Here is a 17,334-nt window from a genome sequence, read left to right as displayed (position 1 = left end):
CGATGGGCTGCGGCGGTCAGCTTCACTTCTGCGGACAGCGACCGAAGACCGGAACGAAGAAGTATCGGTACGCGATACTCCCCTGAGACCGGGAGCTCAGAGCAATGATCATCGTCCGCCGTGCGGGGGCCGCCATCTTGGCGGTGGCTGCCCTCGCCGTCTGGTTCCTCATGGCTCCGGACGAGGTCCGGAGCCCAGAGCCGCAGACGCAGGAGCAGGTTCGCGACCGGGGCAATGAGATCGACGCCGCGCTGGCCGACTACGAGCTCAACGATGCCCGTACCGCGGGCGCGCCGCAGCAAGCCGTCGTCAACGGCTGGGTCGCCAAGGACTTGCTCACGATCATCGCCGAGCAGCAGAACGAGGCACTGACCCGTCCGGAGGTCGCCGCAACTGTCACGCCGATCGTGCCTCGGGACGACCGGATTCCTGCCTTCGCCGCCTTGGCTGTCGTCGGTCTTGCGCTCGTCGCCGGTACGTCGGGGTTCACGACCGCCAGCGGGTACTCCGCACCCGCCGGCGCGGCCGGAGATCCGCACACCGCCCGCACGGCGCCGCAGACCATGGAGCAGTCATGACCGGGCCCGACAAGGTGGATACCGGTAATGATGCGCTGCTCCCGGCCCCACATCAGAGCGTGCTTGCCGGACCGACGAAAGCCACTCGCCTGGGCGGCTGGCTCCCATGGGCGCTCGGCGGGGGCGGTGCGCTATTGGGCATGGCGGTAGGGGCCGTGATCGCCGTCGCTGCGCTCGACCCCACGACGTCTGACGAGTACCGCGACCTCGAGGGCCGAATGGCAGCGGAGCAGTCGCAGGCGTCGGAGGCCCAACGAGCCACCGAGGACGAGGCCCGGTCGGCGGTCGAGAGCGCTGAGGCCTCAGCTAGTGCCGCCGCAGCGTCGGCTTCCCAATACGCCGACGAGTTGGCGCAGCGCGACGCCGAGGTGTCCGCACGGGAGCAGGCCGTCGCTGTCGTGGAGCAGCGCATCGCGGCGACCTCCATCGGTCAGGGCACGTGGACCGTCGGACGCGACATCGAGCCAGGTACCTACCGCACCGCCCAGGCCGTTACCGGGGACTGCTATTGGGGCATTTACCGGACGGGCTCCAACGGTGACGACATCATCGAGAACGACATCGTCACCGGTGGGTTCCCGACGGTCACGCTGAGCGTGGGCCAGGACTTCGAGAACAACCGCTGCGGGACATTCATCAAGGAGTGATTCTCTTGCTCTTGCTCTGCCCCCAGGGCGGGGCAGAGCACGAGCGAGCGCAGAGGGGTTCTCCGGCGCTCCGTCAGTGCCCCGCGGGGCGGGGCACTGACGGAGCGTGCTGGGACCTAGTCCCGGACGGGCGGGGTCTCGCCGGTGTCGTCGAGGACGGCGTAGAGGTGCGGGACGTCGGGCAGCCCGTCGCGCGGCGCGGGGACCACGGCGTCGTCGTCCTCCCCGTCCCAGTCGGCGAGCGCGTCGAACTGCGCCGTCGGCGGCTGGACGGCCGGAGCGGCAGCCGTCGGGAAGGCCAGCACGTCGGCGACAGGCTCCTCCAGCGTCGCCGGCGCCGTGTCGGCCGCGACGATGACCTCCTCCGCGGTCAGCGGGGCGTCGCTGCGCACCTCGACCGGGACGAGCTGCTCGACCGCGGCGTCCTCGCTGACCGTGCTCGGCCCGGGCAGCGGCGCCGGCCGCCCGAAGGCGTAGCCCTGCGCCATGGCGCAACCGTGCTCGCGCAGCCAGTGGGCCTGGTCGAGGTCCTCGATGCCCTCCGCGATGACCTGCAGCCCCATGCCGAGGCCGAGCTGCACCAGCCCCTGCACCAGCGCGGCGGTGGAGGGCTCGGTCACCACGTCGGCGACGAACGAGCGGTCGATCTTCACGGTGTGGATCGGCAGCCGATGCAGCGCGGTGATGGCCGAGTAGCCGGTGCCGAAGTCGTCCAGCGCGAGGGTCACGCCGTGGTCGGTGACCTCGCTGACGGCCTGCAGGGTGGCGTCGGCGGCGAACAGCGCCGTCGACTCGGTGATCTCCAGCTCCAGCCGCTCCGGCGGCAGGCCCGACTCGTCGAGCGCCGCGATCACCAGCTCGGTGAACCCGGGCTCGGCCAGGTGCCGGGCGGAGACGTTGACGTGCACCCGCAGCCCGGCGGGCCAGCCGGCCGCGTCGTGGCAGGCCTGGCGGAGCACCCAGGCACCGAGCTTCGCCGTCAGCCGGTTGTCCTCGGCGCAGGCGAGGAAGGCGCCGGGCATGAGCAGACCCCGGGTGGGGTGCTGCCAGCGGATGAGCGCCTCGTAGCCCAGCAGCGTCTCGTCGGTGAGCGACACGATGGGCTGGTAGAAGAGCCGCAGCTCGTCGCCCTCCAGCGCGTGCCGCAGGTCGGCCTCGAGCTGCAGCTGGTCGATCTCGTCGTCGGACAGCACGCCGTCGTAGACCTCGATGCGCGCCCGGCTGCCGTCGGACTTGGCCCGCATGAGGGCGCCGTGCGCCTGGCGGAGCAGGTCGTCGGGGGCGACGTCGGAGCCGAGGGTGAGCCCCACGCTCGCCGACAGGACGATCTCCCGCTCGCCCACGACGACCGGGTCGTCCAGGACCGACAGGAGGCGGTCGGCCAGGGCGCGCAGGCCGTCGAGGTCCTCGACGTCCTCGGCCAGGATGAGGAACTCGTCGCCGCCCAACCGGACGGCGGTGTCCTCGACCCGGGTGCTCCAGCGCAGCCGGTCGGCGACCTGCATGAGCACCTGGTCGGCGGCCTCGTGGCCGAGCGCGTCGTTCACGGCCTGGAACCGGTCGAGGTCCAGGTGCACCAGGCCGACCTGCAGACCGCGGCGCTTGGAGAGGGCGAGCGCGTGGTTCAGCCGGTCGCCGAGGGCGCGCCGGTTGGGCAGCCCGGTCAGCGGGTCGGTGAAGGCACGCCGGACGAGGTCCTCCTCGGCGCGGCGGCGGTCGGTGACGTCGACGAGCGAGAGGACGACGAAGTGCGGCTGCCCGTCGCTGCGGTGCACGACCTCGTGGGTCTGCAGCACGAACAGCTCGGTGCCGTCGGCCCGGCGCAGCCGCCGCTCGCCGTCGACCTGCAGCCACGGGTCCAGGGGCGCGGGCAGGTCGGGGACCGGCGCCTCGTCGGGGTGGGCGAGGAGATCGACGTGCCGGCCGACGAGGTCGTCGACGGTGCGCCCGGTCATCGCGCACAGCGCCTCGTTCACGACGAGGAAGTGTCCGTCCAGGTCGACCAGCGCCTTGGGCACCGGTGCGGTGAGGAACAGCGCGCGGAAGAGTTGACCGCGGTCGGCCAGCAGCGTGTCGATCGCACGCAGCCGGGAGGCGGCCGGGTCGTGCCCGGCGCCCGACCGGGGCCTGGGGACGTCGTGGGCGTGCAGGGTCACGCGCTCAGGGTGCTGCACCGGAGGCGTGGAGTGACGGAACCCGTGCCCGGTATGTCGTGGTCAATCGATCACACTGCGTGAGAAATCGGGGGAGGGGGGCCCCGAGTGAGTGGTGTGACGGAGGGGTTCCGAGCGCTGCGGAATCCCGGTGCCCGTTCCACCGCTGCACCGGCCATGAGCGCACTGCCGAAGCGGATCGGGTTCCTCTCCTTCGGGCACTGGCAGCCCGTCCCCGGCTCGCAGGTGCGGACGGCGCGCGACGCGCTGATGCAGAGCGTCGAGCTCGCCGTCGCCGCGGAGGAGCTGGGGCTGGACGGCGCCTACGTGCGGGTGCACCACTTCGCCCGCCAGCTGGCCTCGCCGTTCCCCCTGCTGACGGCGATGGCGATGCGCACCTCGCGCATCGAGCTCGGCACCGGCGTCATCGACATGCGCTACGAGAACCCGCTCTACATGGCCGAGGAGGCCGCCGCGGCTGACCTGCTCAGCGCCGGACGGCTGCAGCTCGGCGTCAGCCGGGGGTCACCGGAGACCGCGTTGCGTGGCTCCCACGCGTTCGGCTACGTGCCGCCGGAGGGGACGACCGACGCCGACCTCGCCCGCGACAAGACCGAGCTCTTCCGCGCCGCGATCGGTGGCGCGTCGGTGGTCGAGGCCGATCCGCGGATGACCGGTGGCCAGCGGGCGCGGCTGCCGATCCAGCCGCAGTCCCCGGGTCTGGCCGACCGGATCTGGTGGGGGTCGGGCACCTTCGACACCGCGGTGTGGACCGCCCAGCAGGGCATGAACCTGATGAGCTCGACGCTGCTGTCGGAGGACACCGGCGTCCCGTTCGACCAGCTGCAGGCCGAGCAGATCGCCCGCTTCCGCCAGGCGTGGGCCGACGCCGGCTGGGACCGCGAGCCGCGGGTCTCGGTCAGCCGCAGCGTGCTCCCGATCGTCACCGACACCGACCGGCTGTACTTCGGCGACGACCCCGGTGAGGACCAGGTCGGTCTCCTGGAGGGGGTGCGGTCCCGGTTCGGCAAGAGCTACACCGGCGAGCCCGACGTCCTCGCCGAGGCCCTCGCCAAGGACGCCGCCGTCCGCGACGCCGACACCCTGCTCCTCACCGTCCCGAACATGCTCGGCGTCGACCACAACGCCTCCCTGCTGGAGACGATCGCCCGCCACGTCGCGCCGGCCATCGGCTGGGCGCCCCCCGGCGGGCGCTGACCGGGCCGGTCACTCGAAGGTGACCGTCCCGGCGGCGTCGAGGAGCGCGGTGACGTCGGCGCTGTCGGTCGAGTCCTCGGCATTCACCACGGTGCACGGGATCGACAGGCCGTCGGCGGCGATGAGGACGGTGCGGTCCCCGGCGTCGCAGCTGGCCTCGACCTCGAGGCTCTCCTCGGCGAACGCCTCGGCGAGAAGCGTCTCGACGTCGGCGACCGGCACGTAGACGGCGTCGCTGCTGAACTCGACGTTCCCCTCGTCGTCGAGCTGGGTGACCGTGTAGTCGAAGGCCTGACCCTGGAGCGTGACCGAGCAGGTGCTCGTCGTCCCCTCGGCGAGGTCCACACCCGACGGGCAGTCGACGGCGTCGGGCGCGACACCGGTCTGCTCCTGGACCCGGGCGCTGATCTGGCCCTCCGCGTCGGCGTCGTCGAGCGTCGAGCCGCCGAACAGGAGGAAGGCGCCGACCCCCAGTCCACCGGCGACGACGACGGCGCCGGCCACCGAGCCGACCACCAGGCCGGTGCGCCGGCGCGGCGGAGCGGGCGGCGGGTAGCCGAAGCCGCCGACGGGGAAGGGCGCGTACTGCTGCGGCGGGGCGTACTGCGGGGGCTGCTGGATCTGGGTCATCGTTCTTCCTCCTGTCGGGGCGGACAGGAGGACCGTGCCGCGGGCCGCTTCGGGCCGACTTGCACCGCGCTTGCGGTGCTGGTCGCGGGGCGGTGCAGGAAAACCGCTCGGCGGGCAGCGGCGACTCGCGCTAGCTTCCCGCCGGCCGTGCGAGAGGACGAGGAGGTGGGACCCGTGCAGATGTCGACGTGGGTGCTCCCCTCCGGGGTCACGGTCGGGCGGTAGGTCGTCCGGGAGCGCCGTTCGCACTCCCGAGAGGTACGACCGTGCACTTCACCTCCGAACGACCCCTCGACGACGACGTCCTCGAGCGCGCCTTCACCCTCGACGGCATCCCCGGCCTCCTCTGGACCGCGGAGCCCTCATCCGCGGCAGCGCCACTGGTCCTGCTCGGCCATCCCGGCGGGCTGGACCGGATGTACCCCCGTCTCCAGGCCCGGGCCCGGGACTGCCTGGCGGCGGGCTACGCCGCGGCCACCATCGAGCTGCCCGGAGCCGGGGGCCGGGCCCCGCTCCCGGACGTCGACCGGGCCCGCGCGGAACTCCAGCGGGCGCTGGCGGCGGGAGACCGGGTCGGGGACGACGTCGTCGACCGCCTCGTCGTCCCGCTCGTCGAACGCTCGGTCCCGGAGTGGCGGAGCGCGCTCGACGCCCTCCTCGCCCTCCCCGGGCTCGGCGGCCCGGTCGGCTGGTCGGGCGGGGTGATCGCGATCGGCGTCCGGATGGCGCTGGTCGAGCCGCGCATCGCGGCCGCGGTCCTGTACGCGGGGAGCTTCGTGCCCCGCGCCACGGTCGCGGAGGCCCGGCTGGTCACCGTCCCGCTGCTGGTCCTGCTGCAGTGGGACGACGAGTGGAACGACCGGCAGATGGCCCTCGACCTCTTCGACGCCCTGGGCTCCGAGCAGAAGACGCTGCACGCCAACACGGGCGGGCACACCGGCGTGCCGGCGTTCGAGGGCGACTCCGTCAAGCGGTTCTTGGGCCGGCACCTGCGGTGACGGCGGACGTCAGCCCTGACGGGCGCGGAAGGCGGCGACGTTCATCCGGTTGCCGCACGAGGTGCTGCAGTAGCGCCGGGACCGGTTGCGCGACAGGTCGACGTACACGTCGGCGCACTCGTCGGCCTCGCAGACGCGCAGCCGCTCGCGCTCCTGCTGGCGGACGACGTCCACGAACGCCATCGCGGCCTCGACCAGCATCCGGTCGGCGAGCGGGGCGTCCGAGGGGGTCGCGTGCAGGTGGTAGCCGTAGCCGTCGTGCTCGACCAGCTGGGGCAGGGCCCGGGCGTCACGCAGCATCGCGTTGACCCGCTCGACCTGGGCGTCCTCGTCGAGCTGCCACAGCTCCCGCAGCCGTGGCCGCAGCGCGCGCACCTGCTCCAGCTCGTCCACGTCACCGGCCCGCCGTCCGGTCCATCCCCACCGCTCGACGAAGGCGTCGAGCGCGGCCGTCGTCGCCAGCTCGTCGCCCTCGGCCTGGTCGGTGTTCACCAGCGACGCGGCAGCCACCAGCGCGAGTTCGGTGTCATGTGCGAATACCACTTTGACTCCTTACGCCGGCACCCCTACGGTGAGGTTGCGTAAGGATCATAAGGCAGTTCACCCCTGACGGAGGCGGAGCGATGCAGCAGCGGACAGGCGGGGTGGGACTGGGGCTGGCCCTGCTGTCGGCGGCCACCTTCGGCACCTCCGGGGCGTTCGCCGGCAGCCTGCTGGAGGCCGGGTGGACGCCGGGGGCGGCCGTGACGGTCCGCGTCGTCCTCGCCGCCCTCGTGCTGACGCCCGTGGCGCTGGTCCTGCTCCGGGGTCAGCTCGGCCGGCTGCGGCGGGACGCCGGCACCGTGACCGTCTACGGCGTCGCGGCCGTCGCCGGGGCGCAGCTGTGCTACTTCAACGCCGTCCAGCACCTGTCGGTCGCCGTCGCCCTGCTGCTCGAGTACTCCGGCGCGCTGCTGGTGGTCGGCTGGCTGTGGCTGCGCCACGGGCAGCGGCCCCGGGCGCTGACCGTGGCGGGCGCCGCCGTCGCCGTGGCCGGCCTGGCGCTGGTCCTGGACCTGTTCAGCGGGGCCGATCTCGATCCGGTCGGGGTGCTGTGGGGCCTCGGCGCGGCCGTCGGGCTCGCCACCTACTTCGTGCTCTCCGCGGGGAAGGACGACGCGCTGCCGCCGCTGGTCGTGGCCTGGGGCGGACTCGCCGTCGGCGGCGTGGTGCTGGCCGGCGCCGGGGCGCTCGGGGTGCTGCCGCTCGCCGCGCCCCGCATCTCCGTCGTCCTGCTGGACCAGGAGGTCAGCTGGCTGGTCCCGGTGCTCGGGCTCTCGCTGCTCGCGGCCGTCGTCGCCTACGTCACCGGCGTCATCGGTGCCCGTCTGCTCGGGGCGAAGATCGCCTCGTTCGTCGGGCTCACCGAGGTGCTGTTCGCGGTCCTGTTCGCGTGGCTGCTGCTCGGCCAGGGGCTCACGCCGTGGCAGCTGATCGGGGGACTGCTGGTCCTGTGCGGCATCGGGCTGGTCCAGGTCGACGAGATGCGCTCGCCCGGACCGGATGCCCCGGTCGCCGTCCTCCCCGGGACGGCCGTCGCGAGCGAATCCGCGGCATCCGAGCCGGCGCGGAGCTGAGCGGCGCTCGCCCTCAGCAGTGGGCGCAGCGCCGGACGGCGCGGTGCGTGGCGGTCGCCGCGACGTGCGCGCCGTCGCGCGAGGTGAAGGGCCCGTGCCAGCGGCCGTTCTCCGGCCTCGTCCCCTGCCTGCCCCGACCGTGGTCGCAGTGCGCGCAGTGGGCGAGGTGGATGGTCGCCCGGTCGCCGCGACGGTCCTCGTACACCCAGTACCGCACGCCAGGACCGTAGCCGCGGGAACCGACGGACGGGGTGGAGCGCGCCCGGCAGGGATCGAACCTGCGACCAAGTGCTTAGAAGCGCCGCGCATCACGGGAGTGCCCCCAAGTCAACCGCTGGACCTCTGAACAGCGCATTTGTCTACGAGTGGGATCCCCAGGCATCACGGCAGAGACCGGGTCTTCACGCCTTCACCGGTAACGGCTTCGGTAACGGGCGAAGCAACTCCCGGCCGGGAGTCCGACCTCCACGCACGCCGATGTGACTTGAGGGCCAAGCGGGAGGTCCGCTGAGAAGGATGGTGCCCGTGTGCCCTCAGGCGTCCTCACAGGCAGACGCGCTGGCCCTGTGCGGTGAGCCTGACACCGGCGACTCACAACCGGGGACATACGGTTCCGGTGTCTGATCTAAGGACGATGAGAGGACGGCGGGCCTGTGGCTGGGCGGGACATCGACAACCCGATCTTGAACTCACCCTTCACGGTTCCAGCGCGTCACTGGCGGTTCGACGATGAAGGGATCACCAACGAGGTAGTCGAAGGACGGCGGGCCTCGGAGTACTTCGTCCCCGTCCCGCAGGCGCGACGATCCTCAGGTCAGCTGTCCCTCGGCTTGGACTGGACACTCGACCGCCGCCGAGCGAACGACCAAGTCAATCTGATTCGGGCCAAGCTCGACGTCTGGCGCCGGATGAACCGGCCGGGCATCACCCCCACGAGTCGAAGACTTCTTTCGCATTGGCTGAGCGCTGACCGAGCGCGGCCTCTCTTCTTCTGCCAAGTCGAGGCGCTGGAAACAGCCATCTGGATCACAGAGGTTGCCGGTAAGGGGGACGCGTGGGTCGCTAACGCGCTCCGAGAATCCAACGAACAATTCAATGATGCACTGCCTCGACTCGCGCACAAGATGGCGACTGGCAGCGGTAAGACCATGGTCATGGCCATGCTGATCGCTTGGCACACCTGCAATAAAGCTGCCAACCCCCAGGATCGTCGATTCTCTGACGCGTTCCTTGTGGTCGCCCCAGGCATCACTATTCGCGACCGTTTGCGGGTCCTTCTCCCGACGGACCCCAACAACTACTACCGATCGAACGACCTCGTTCCCCTAGATCTGGAATCTGCGATGTCCAGGGCGAGAGTCTCAATCACCATCTTTCATGCCTTCAAGCAGAGGGAGGCCGCGGGCGCCGTACCTACGGGACGACTCGCCAAGTCAATCCTGACTGACGGTGGGCCCGATCCGTTCATTGAAACACCCGAACAAATGGCGCGCCGTGTCTGCAGGGAACTTGTGTCGCGAAGCAGAGGAAAGCGAAACATCGTCGTCCTGAACGACGAAGCGCACCACTGTTGGCAGGGGCCCGAAAGCACCGATGGCGAGAAGCTGACCGCCGAAGAGCGCAAGGAGGCCGAAGCTCGGCGGCGGGACGCTCGTCTCTGGATCAATGGCTTGAAGGCCGTCAACGAACGGTTCGGCATCCGGCAGGTCTATGACCTATCGGCTACGCCCTTCTTCCTCAAGGGCTCGGGCTTCGGCGAGGGAACCCTCTTCCCGTGGACCGTATCCGATTTCTCTCTCATCGATGCGATCGAGGCGGGGATCGTTAAGATTCCTCGCCTTCCGGTCGCGGACAATGCGGCGCCGGCTGACATGCCCACCTATCGGGATCTCTGGCCGCGCATCCGGGAGGGATTACCCAAGAAGAGCCGCAAGGCACTTGCGGGTCAGTCGGAGCCGGAACTGCCGGACGCCCTTAAGGCGGCGCTACACAGCCTGTACAGCGATTATGAGCGCTCCTTCAGACGGTGGGAGGATTCCGATCGCGCGCATGGGTCGACGCCTCCGGTATTCATCGTCGTCTGCAACAACACTGCCGTCTCGAAGTTGGTTTACGACTACGTCGCCGGCTGGGAGAAGCTCTTACCCGACGGTGAGACAAAGACCGTGCATACTGGCGCGCTAGACCTTCTACGGAACGATGACGAGCGAGGCAATTGGCTGAGCCGCCCCCGTTCCATTCTCGTGGATAGCCAGCAGCTCGAATCCGGCGAGGGCATGTCGTCGGAGTTCAAGCAGGTAGCGGCAAAGGAAATTGCTGAGTTCCGAGCCGAATACCGGGAGCGCTTTCCTGGCCGGAATGCGGATGCCCTGACGGACGAAGACATCCTGCGAGAAGTCCTCAATACGGTTGGGTCCCCGGGAAGATTGGGGGAGCAGGTGCGCTGCGTCGTCTCCGTCAGCATGCTTACTGAGGGATGGGACGCGAACACGGTGACCCACGTCCTGGGCGTACGAGCGTTCGGGACTCAACTGTTGTGCGAGCAGGTCGTGGGCCGCGCCTTGAGGCGTCGCTCTTATGCCGTCGATGAGGAGTCCGGTCACTTCGCTCCTGAGTACGCCGAGGTCTACGGCGTGCCCTTCTCCTTCATTGCGTCGTCGGGCACGACCCGTGAGACACCTACGCGGCCCGTGGTTCGTGTGCGCGCGCTCAGCGAGCGGAGTCACCTGGCCATGACGTTCCCTCGGGTGACCGGGTATCGGTACGACATCCCCGACCAGCGTCTCGTCGCCGCTTTCGCAGAGGACTCACAACTGCGCCTGACGGTGGCGGACCTGCCGACAGAGACAGAAGTCCGGGGAGTTGTGGGCGAGCGCGAGTTCCACCGGCTTGAGGACCTTGAAGGGATTCGCCCGCAGAGCATTGCGTACGAACTTGCTCGGAGCGCGCTGGTCCTCTTCCGTGATGAGGCGGGAGGAGAGCGACCGTGGCTATTTCCGCAGCTCTTAAGGATTGCTCGCGAATGGGTCGAGACCCAACTCCAATTGGCTGATTGGGCGTTCCCCGGACTTGTCCTCCTCGATCAGCGCAAGGCCGAGGCAGTGCAGCGGATCTACCAAGCAGTCGTGCGGGGTGCTACCGGTTCGAAAGGTGAATCCCCTCGCCTGCTGCCTATCCTGCGGCCCTACGACCCTATTGGCACGACTGACGCCGTTTCTTTCGACACGACAAGACGCGTCTATGAGACGGATCCTGATCGGTGTCACATAAACTACGTCACGCTCGACTCCGGTTGGGAGCAGACCGTCGCGCGGGCGCTTGAAGCAACGCACGGAATTGAGAAGTACGTCAAGAACGACCGCCTTGGCTTTCACATCCCCTATGCCTTTGAAGGTCAGCAACGCACTTATGAGCCTGACTTCATCGCAGCGCTGAGTTCGCCCGAGGGTGGGAAGCGGACCACACTGATCGTGGAAGTGACCGGAGAGAGGCGGGCCGACAAGGCTGCCAAAGTGACTGCCGCCAAGAACCTGTGGCTCCCGGCTATCAACAACTATGGCGAAGAAGGACGCTGGGATTTCCTTCAGATCACTGATCCAACTTCCGCCCTAAGTGCCCTGCATGCCAAGGTGCAGGACCTTCTTGAAGACGTTAGTGAGGGGGCGGCCTGATGTCCGCTGAAGACGCAACCTACGAGGACACAACGGACGTCGCGGAAGTCGACGCCTTCCGGCATTCGGACAAGCGCACGAACATCCCGACCGGTGAGTTGTCTGACTTCGTCGCGGACGACGAGCGCGAACCACGCAGTGCGTCCTTCGCGCGGCGGCTGCTCTATCCGCGTGACCCTGCAGCAGATCCTCAGCTGGTTTGGCGCGGCAAGGACGAACAGGACGAGTCGGACCTGCAGGTCCCCTCTGTGCCGATCTACATTCAAGAGAAGGTCAAGCCACAAGCGCTGATCGACGACCTGCGTCGATACAGCCGCCGAAGTGTGGACACTGATGAATCCCCAAGCCTCTTCGACGACTTCGACGGCCTGGACTTCGATGAGTTGGTGGACTTCTACCACCATAATGCCAATTGGTCAAACCGGCTGATCTTGGGCGACAGCCTCCTTGCCATGACGAGCCTGGCAGAGAAGGAGGGCCTAGGCGGCAAAGTGCAAACGGTATTCATCGACCCGCCCTATGGGATCAAGTTTGGGAGCAATTGGCAACAGTCAACGAACAACCGCGAGGTTCAGGATGGTCGCGAGTCCGATCTGACTAGGCAGCCGGAGCAAATCCGGGCCTTTCGGGATACATGGCGCGACGGCGTCCACACCTACCTAGGTTATCTTCGCGACCGACTGATGGTGACTCACCAGCTGCTGAACGAAACTGGCAGTGTATTCGTGCAGATCGGGGACGAGAACGTTCACCTTGTTCGCAGCCTGATGGACGAGGTCTTCGGACGGGAGAATTTCGTCTCGCTCATCACATTTAAGAAGACGACAAGCGCCACTGGTGACCTGTTGGCGGGCACGACCGACTTCCTTGTCTGGTATGCGAAGGACAGGAATAGGGTCAAATTTAACAAGCTGTACAAGAACCGACCGCAGGACTTGAGCGGCCCCTACTCGCAGATTGAGCTGCCTGACGGCACTCGTCGCCGGGTTACTCGAACCGAGCGGGTGCAGGGGATTCCCGAGGGCGCTCGAATCTTTCGCCTTGACAACATCACCAGCCAGTCGGCGGGGCGGGAGAAGGGGGAGGGGGCTGCGTCCTGGTTCCCCGTGGAGTATGCAGATCGCACTTTCCGGCCCTCTATGCAGAGCAGGTGGAAGACGAACGAGTCGGGGATGCAGAACCTGCTGATCGCTGACCGTATCGGTCACTCTGGAAATACCCTCGGATACATCCGGTTCGCGGATGACTTTCCGGTCTTCCCTCTTTCCAACATGTGGGACGACACAACGATCGCTGGGTTCGGTCCCTCGAAGCGATACGTGGTTCAAACCAGCACGAAGGTTGTCGAGCGGTGCCTTCTCATGACGACGGACCCTGGGGACGTTGTCCTAGATCCCACATGCGGTAGCGGTACGACGGCCTTTGTTGCGGAGCAATGGGGGCGACGGTGGATTACGGTCGATACATCACGCGTCGCAGTGACGATCACGCGTGCGCGGATGATGTCGGCGCGCTTCCCCTACTACATACTCGCGGATTCAGAGGCCGGTAGGAAGCTCCAGGCCGAACTCAGCGCCGGCTTGCCAGACGACGTTGACCCGCCAACTGACAACATCCGGCAGGGCTTCGTCTGCAAGCGCATCCCTCACATCACGCTCAGGTCGATCGCTCAGAACCCGGACATCAAGCCAGGAATGACCCGGGAGGAAGTCGATGAGGCGATCAGTCGGCACGCCGACTTCGAGGTCCTCCACGATCAGCCCTACGAGGATCGCAAGCGGGTGCGCGTGGCTGGTCCGTTCACGGTTGAGAGCTTGGCTCCACACCGCGTTGTGGACCCTGCCGAGGAGCGACCAGTTACAGAGGCGTCCGGCGAGTGGTCGTCAGGGAGCTCGTACGAGCAGACGATTCTCGACCACCTGAGGAAGGCCGGCGTTCAGAACACCGTGAAGGACGAGCGTCTGACGTTCGAGACGCTGGAAGCTCATCCGGGTGCGTGGCTTCAGGCGGCCGGCGAGTACGAGACCAGCGATGGCTACACCCGTCGCGTCGCGGTGAGCTTGGGCCCCCACAACGGCACGGTCGGCCCAGAGCAGATCAAGGAAGCCGCGAAGGAAGCGCTGCGCGGTGCAGGATTCGACCTACTCCTCGTCCTGGGCTTCGCCTTTGATGGGCGTGCCGGCGAGGTCGCTTCCGAGTTCGCGCCCGACGTGAGAACCGACGAGAGCGCCTTCACGGTCCGTCGGCAGGAATTGAAGATGGGCAAACTCCCAGTGTTGTTGGTCCACATGAACCCGGACCTGCAGATGGGCGACACGCTTCTCAAGAACACCGGAGTGGGCAACATGTTCATGGTGTTCGGAGAGCCTGACGTCGACATCGCAAATACGCCTGAGGGCGATTTGAAGGTCGAAATCCGCGGGGTCGACGTCTTCGATCCCACCACGGGATCGGTGCGTAGCCGCTCAACCTCGCACATCGACTGCTGGTTCATCGATACGGAGTACAACAACGAGAGCTTCTTCGTGCGTCATGCCTACTTCGCGGGTGACGAGGAACCCTTCAAGCGCTTGTCGGATGCGCTGCAGAGCGAGATCGATAAGAGCGCTTGGAAGACGTTGCACTCGACGGTTAGTCGACCTTTCGCTAGACCTTCTACAGGCAAGATTGCCATCAAGGTCATCAACTACTACGGCGATGAAGTCATGAAAGTTTATGACGTCGACAAGAGCAGCGGGTCTCACTAGGTCCTCGTATCGGCGACTCCTCGGTTCACCGAAGTCCCCATCAACACGACGCTAGGGGGTGAGTAATGCCAGCGCGGAAGATTGTCGACGAGCAGGAAGTTGTCCGCTGGTTCGAAGAAGGACGCACTTATGACTGGATGTGCGAGGAATACAAGCGCAAGTACGACATTGAGACTAGGCCGTCGCTCTGGGGAAACTTCCGCCGCAGACGAGGCCTGACGCGGCGCACCGTACGGGATCATGACCTCATCCCATGGGCGATTCGACCCGAGCATCGTGGGGCGCACGCTCTACAGATGCTCCGTCTCGAGGCCCGTGCCCGAGCCGGGGAGCCGGTGCGGGAGATCGACGCCAGCAGGCACCGAAACTTCATGCGTCGACTGGCCGAGGAGGACGTCGTTGTCGCCTACGACCCGCACAGCGCTGCGGGCTTCCGCCTGGTGCCTCGCCTCCCCGACGACGACGACATCGTCCGGCGGCCGCGGGTGGGGCTGACGGCCAAGCGCCGCGCCGACTGAGCGTGGGCGCTTCCTGGACGACTCCCTTGCTGCCGCCTGAGACCTGCCTCACGAGTTCCGGTCAGATGCTTCGCCTAGGCCAGTCGGGTGTGTAACGTCTTGCGTGAGGGGCCGGTCACACTTCGTGTCGGCCGAGGTGAGCAACACGGAGAGGCAGCACTGCACCATGGCACCTACAAGCACGCGGCGCGGCACTGGTTACCTGATCCCGGGCGGGGAGCCTGAGGCGCCGGCCGACCACCTGCCACGGCACTACCTGCGCCGGGACGACGCGGCGCGGTTTCTCGGGCTGGCTACCGGGACACTGGCCAACTGGGCCAGTGCTGGGAGAGGGCCGTCGTTCCATCGCATCGGGCGCATCCCCCTGTACGACCTGGCGGAGCTCCGTCGTTATGTCGAAGGTCGTCGTATCGGCACGACAGAGGTTGCATAAGGCGTGGCGTGTGTAATCGCCTGCACCTCGTCGACGATTGCCAAGGTCCAGGGCGTCTCGTGAGTCTTGATGAGTGGGAAGTTGGATGGCTCGTATCGATTTCGGTCATAACATCCCGTGGGCGGCAGTATCTCAGCTCGAATACCGGCGCATGGCACAAGACGAGCGACATCCGTTGGCGTACCGCGTCTACTTTGCAGCGCTCGGCTGGGCGAATCGGTTGGGTCATGCGGAGTTCGGCGAAGGCGCTTTGGGGCGGATCCTTTGCGACCGAGATGGGCAGGCGCGAACCGTCCAAAGTGTCACCAATGCCATAGACCGAGCAAAGAAGCTCGGGCTCATCCTCTCGGAGTCGGGTGCGGGATGCCTTGTTGTGGGCCGGTGGCAATTCCAGAAGGAGGGCCGCGGGACGATGCACTGCGGGCGGCATGGAATCCGGACGCCTTGACCAGTACCACCACCTCTACGGCGTGTACTCGATACACGCGAGGCGTTTACAACTTCCCCGGAATCCCGGGGTTTGAGGGTTGCCCTTCTCTATCTAGTTAGAGCAGCGGCGAAACAGAGAAAGGAGCAACCAAAGGAAGGCCAGAAGCGCTAAGCGACTTAAGCATGAACGCGCTGGGCCGCGCGGAGCGCGGCCACAGGCCTAAGCGCCAGACCTGCTAGGGGCTTCAGCCTGAGCCCCCGACGGACTCGGGGGCCTAGCCCTAACCACCCGGCCTTGAAGGCGATAAGGCGTCGATCACATCGCCCAAGGCGCACCCCTACAAAGTGCCCGCCGAGAGCGGGTCTATTCAGCATGCCCGAAATACATCGGGACTGTGAGGAAGGAACCACATGACCGAGCATCCAGGCGTCGTCCGGACGTCGACGCGTAAACCGCGGAGTCGGAATCCTGAGGCTTCAACGAGAAGGAACAACATGACCGTCAACTCCCCGCCTGCCATCCCCCCCTGCCGCGGCCGCAGCCGTCGACGCTTGGCGGCATGCGGAGGCTCGTCACGCAACGGCCGCCGCAGAGGAGGCGGACGCACGGGTCGCGCTGGCCGCACTGAACGCTCGTCTCGACGCCGGAGACGACACCGTCAGCCTGAATCAACTGGAACGAGCGGAACTGGCAGTACGACGGTCATCCCGGCTGCAGGAGGCTCATGCCCTCACAGCGGCCGAGGCTCACCGTGCCTACCTACGGGCCTCCGCCGACCTTCGTCTAGCAACTCGCCTCGCCGACGCGCTGCATCGGTTGCCGCTTGCTGAACGTGTGAACGGCCACCTCGTCCGGCATGCCCCAACGACGTTCCGAGCAGTGTCGTGGTCTGACATCGAGTCGCAACGGCCGTCCGAGAGCCAGGAGCGAGTGTTCTACCTGACGCAGGATGCGCCGACGGAGCGAGAGGCCCGGACCGGGATTGACTCTGGAGAGGTCGTCGTCGTCCTTCCTGCTGGCACTCACCTCCCGCAGTACAGCGACCGCTGGGTATCGGCGGCACGGACGAGGGCGATGGTCATCGGAGAGCGGTCCGGAGTCGGAGGACACACACTTCGTTCTGCAGGGCGTGCTCCCATCACACTCGCCGACGGGTCGCTCTACGAGATGCACCGGGTCGCAGTCGAGAGAGCCCTACCTGAGGGGGCACCCGTCATCAGGGAGACAGACCTCCAGGCGGACGCGACCTATTGGGTTGAGCGGCTGATTGAGAGAGTCGAGTCGAAGGCAGCGCGAGAGCTGCGTTACGGCAGTCCAGAGCCGATAGTGCGAGACGTGCGCTTCGCTGTTCGAGAAGTCACGCCCACGGAGGCGGTCGACGATGTCCGAGTCACGCGGACGGTGACAGCTACAGGGCAGGTAACCGTCTACTCAGGTGACAGCCTGGACGACCTGGCCGTTCACATCATCGCTCCCCTGGTACAGGAGGAGCGTGACGGGAGAGCGATCGACCCGATTGCACCTGGGCTCGGCCGGCCGCTGGACGTCAACGTCGAGTTGGTGCCGATGGGTGAGTCCCCTGGAGTGGTGTAGATCGGGCCCCTGGCCTCGGTGATCGTGTCGGTCACCGACGTCGAGGGGCCACCGCGTGAGGCTCTGTGAGTACCCGCCAAGGAACTCACCGAAGAGGACTCA

Annotated in this window: 13 protein-coding genes; 9 read left to right on the top strand and 4 right to left on the bottom strand. The window is 67.2% G+C overall.

Annotated elements, in window-relative coordinates; translation table 11 throughout:
• The first annotated feature begins 104 nt into the window (after positions 1 to 104).
• Complete coding sequence (locus DQ240_RS08195) at positions 105 to 578, top strand: hypothetical protein (protein ID WP_113839151.1); 474 nt, start codon at positions 105 to 107, stop codon at positions 576 to 578.
• Entirely contained in the window at positions 575 to 1,225 is a 651-nt protein-coding gene (locus tag DQ240_RS08190) for a hypothetical protein (protein WP_147261960.1), read from the top strand. The genes DQ240_RS08195 and DQ240_RS08190 overlap by 4 nt, the downstream gene beginning before the upstream one ends.
• Positions 1,226 to 1,341: 116 nt before the next feature.
• Here the strand turns inward: DQ240_RS08190 and DQ240_RS08185 are convergent, their stop codons facing one another.
• On the bottom strand, positions 1,342 to 3,381 hold the full coding sequence (locus DQ240_RS08185; protein WP_233498591.1) for a bifunctional diguanylate cyclase/phosphodiesterase: 2,040 nt from the start codon (positions 3,379 to 3,381) through the stop codon (positions 1,342 to 1,344).
• Between the two features lie 174 nt (positions 3,382 to 3,555).
• On the opposite strand from DQ240_RS08185, the gene DQ240_RS08180 reads away from it, so the two are divergent.
• Complete coding sequence (locus DQ240_RS08180) at positions 3,556 to 4,596, top strand: LLM class flavin-dependent oxidoreductase (RefSeq protein WP_113839149.1); 1,041 nt, start codon at positions 3,556 to 3,558, stop codon at positions 4,594 to 4,596.
• Positions 4,597 to 4,605: 9 nt separating this feature from the next.
• Here the strand turns inward: DQ240_RS08180 and DQ240_RS08175 are convergent, their stop codons facing one another.
• Positions 4,606 to 5,226 carry a DUF4333 domain-containing protein gene (locus DQ240_RS08175; RefSeq protein WP_113839148.1) on the bottom strand — a complete coding sequence of 207 codons (621 nt, stop codon included), beginning with the start codon at positions 5,224 to 5,226 and terminating at the stop codon, positions 4,606 to 4,608.
• Between the two features lie 266 nt (positions 5,227 to 5,492).
• On the opposite strand from DQ240_RS08175, the gene DQ240_RS24400 reads away from it, so the two are divergent.
• Positions 5,493 to 6,224 (top strand): alpha/beta hydrolase, encoded by a 732-nt coding sequence (locus tag DQ240_RS24400; protein ID WP_113839147.1) that lies wholly within the window; start codon positions 5,493 to 5,495, stop codon positions 6,222 to 6,224.
• Positions 6,225 to 6,233: 9 nt separating this feature from the next.
• Here DQ240_RS24400 and DQ240_RS08165 read toward each other — a convergent pair whose 3' ends face one another.
• Positions 6,234 to 6,767: a CGNR zinc finger domain-containing protein gene (locus tag DQ240_RS08165; RefSeq protein ID WP_113839146.1), complete on the bottom strand. Its 534-nt coding sequence runs from the start codon at positions 6,765 to 6,767 to the stop codon at positions 6,234 to 6,236.
• Positions 6,768 to 6,847: 80 nt separating this feature from the next.
• Between DQ240_RS08165 and DQ240_RS08160 the strand changes: the two genes are divergently transcribed.
• Positions 6,848 to 7,840: a DMT family transporter gene (locus DQ240_RS08160; RefSeq protein WP_113839145.1), complete on the top strand. Its 993-nt coding sequence runs from the start codon at positions 6,848 to 6,850 to the stop codon at positions 7,838 to 7,840.
• 13 nt (positions 7,841 to 7,853) lie between these two features.
• Here DQ240_RS08160 and DQ240_RS08155 read toward each other — a convergent pair whose 3' ends face one another.
• Positions 7,854 to 8,057, bottom strand: coding sequence for a hypothetical protein (locus DQ240_RS08155; protein WP_113839144.1), 204 nt, complete (start codon positions 8,055 to 8,057; stop codon positions 7,854 to 7,856).
• 436 nt (positions 8,058 to 8,493) lie between these two features.
• Here DQ240_RS08155 and DQ240_RS08150 point away from each other — a divergent pair, with 436 nt between their 5' ends.
• From DQ240_RS08150 to DQ240_RS08125, 4 genes are all read left to right on the top strand, one after another.
• On the top strand, positions 8,494 to 11,511 hold the full coding sequence (locus tag DQ240_RS08150) for a BPTD_3080 family restriction endonuclease (protein WP_113839143.1): 3,018 nt from the start codon (positions 8,494 to 8,496) through the stop codon (positions 11,509 to 11,511).
• On the top strand, positions 11,511 to 14,258 hold the full coding sequence (locus tag DQ240_RS08145; protein ID WP_113839142.1) for a site-specific DNA-methyltransferase: 2,748 nt from the start codon (positions 11,511 to 11,513) through the stop codon (positions 14,256 to 14,258). Before DQ240_RS08150 ends, DQ240_RS08145 begins: the two co-directional genes overlap by 1 nt.
• Before the next feature lie 296 nt (positions 14,259 to 14,554).
• Positions 14,555 to 14,776 carry a hypothetical protein gene (locus DQ240_RS23575; RefSeq protein ID WP_199589169.1) on the top strand — a complete coding sequence of 74 codons (222 nt, stop codon included), beginning with the start codon at positions 14,555 to 14,557 and terminating at the stop codon, positions 14,774 to 14,776.
• Positions 14,777 to 16,569: 1,793 nt separating this feature from the next.
• Positions 16,570 to 17,232, top strand: coding sequence for a hypothetical protein (locus tag DQ240_RS08125; protein ID WP_147261959.1), 663 nt, complete (start codon positions 16,570 to 16,572; stop codon positions 17,230 to 17,232).
• The last annotated feature ends 102 nt before the right edge of the window (positions 17,233 to 17,334 follow it).

This window comes from Blastococcus sp. TF02A-26 (assembly GCF_003319125.1).
Classification (GTDB): domain Bacteria; phylum Actinomycetota; class Actinomycetes; order Mycobacteriales; family Geodermatophilaceae; genus Trujillonella.
This window is presented reverse-complemented; position numbering and strand designations above follow the sequence as displayed.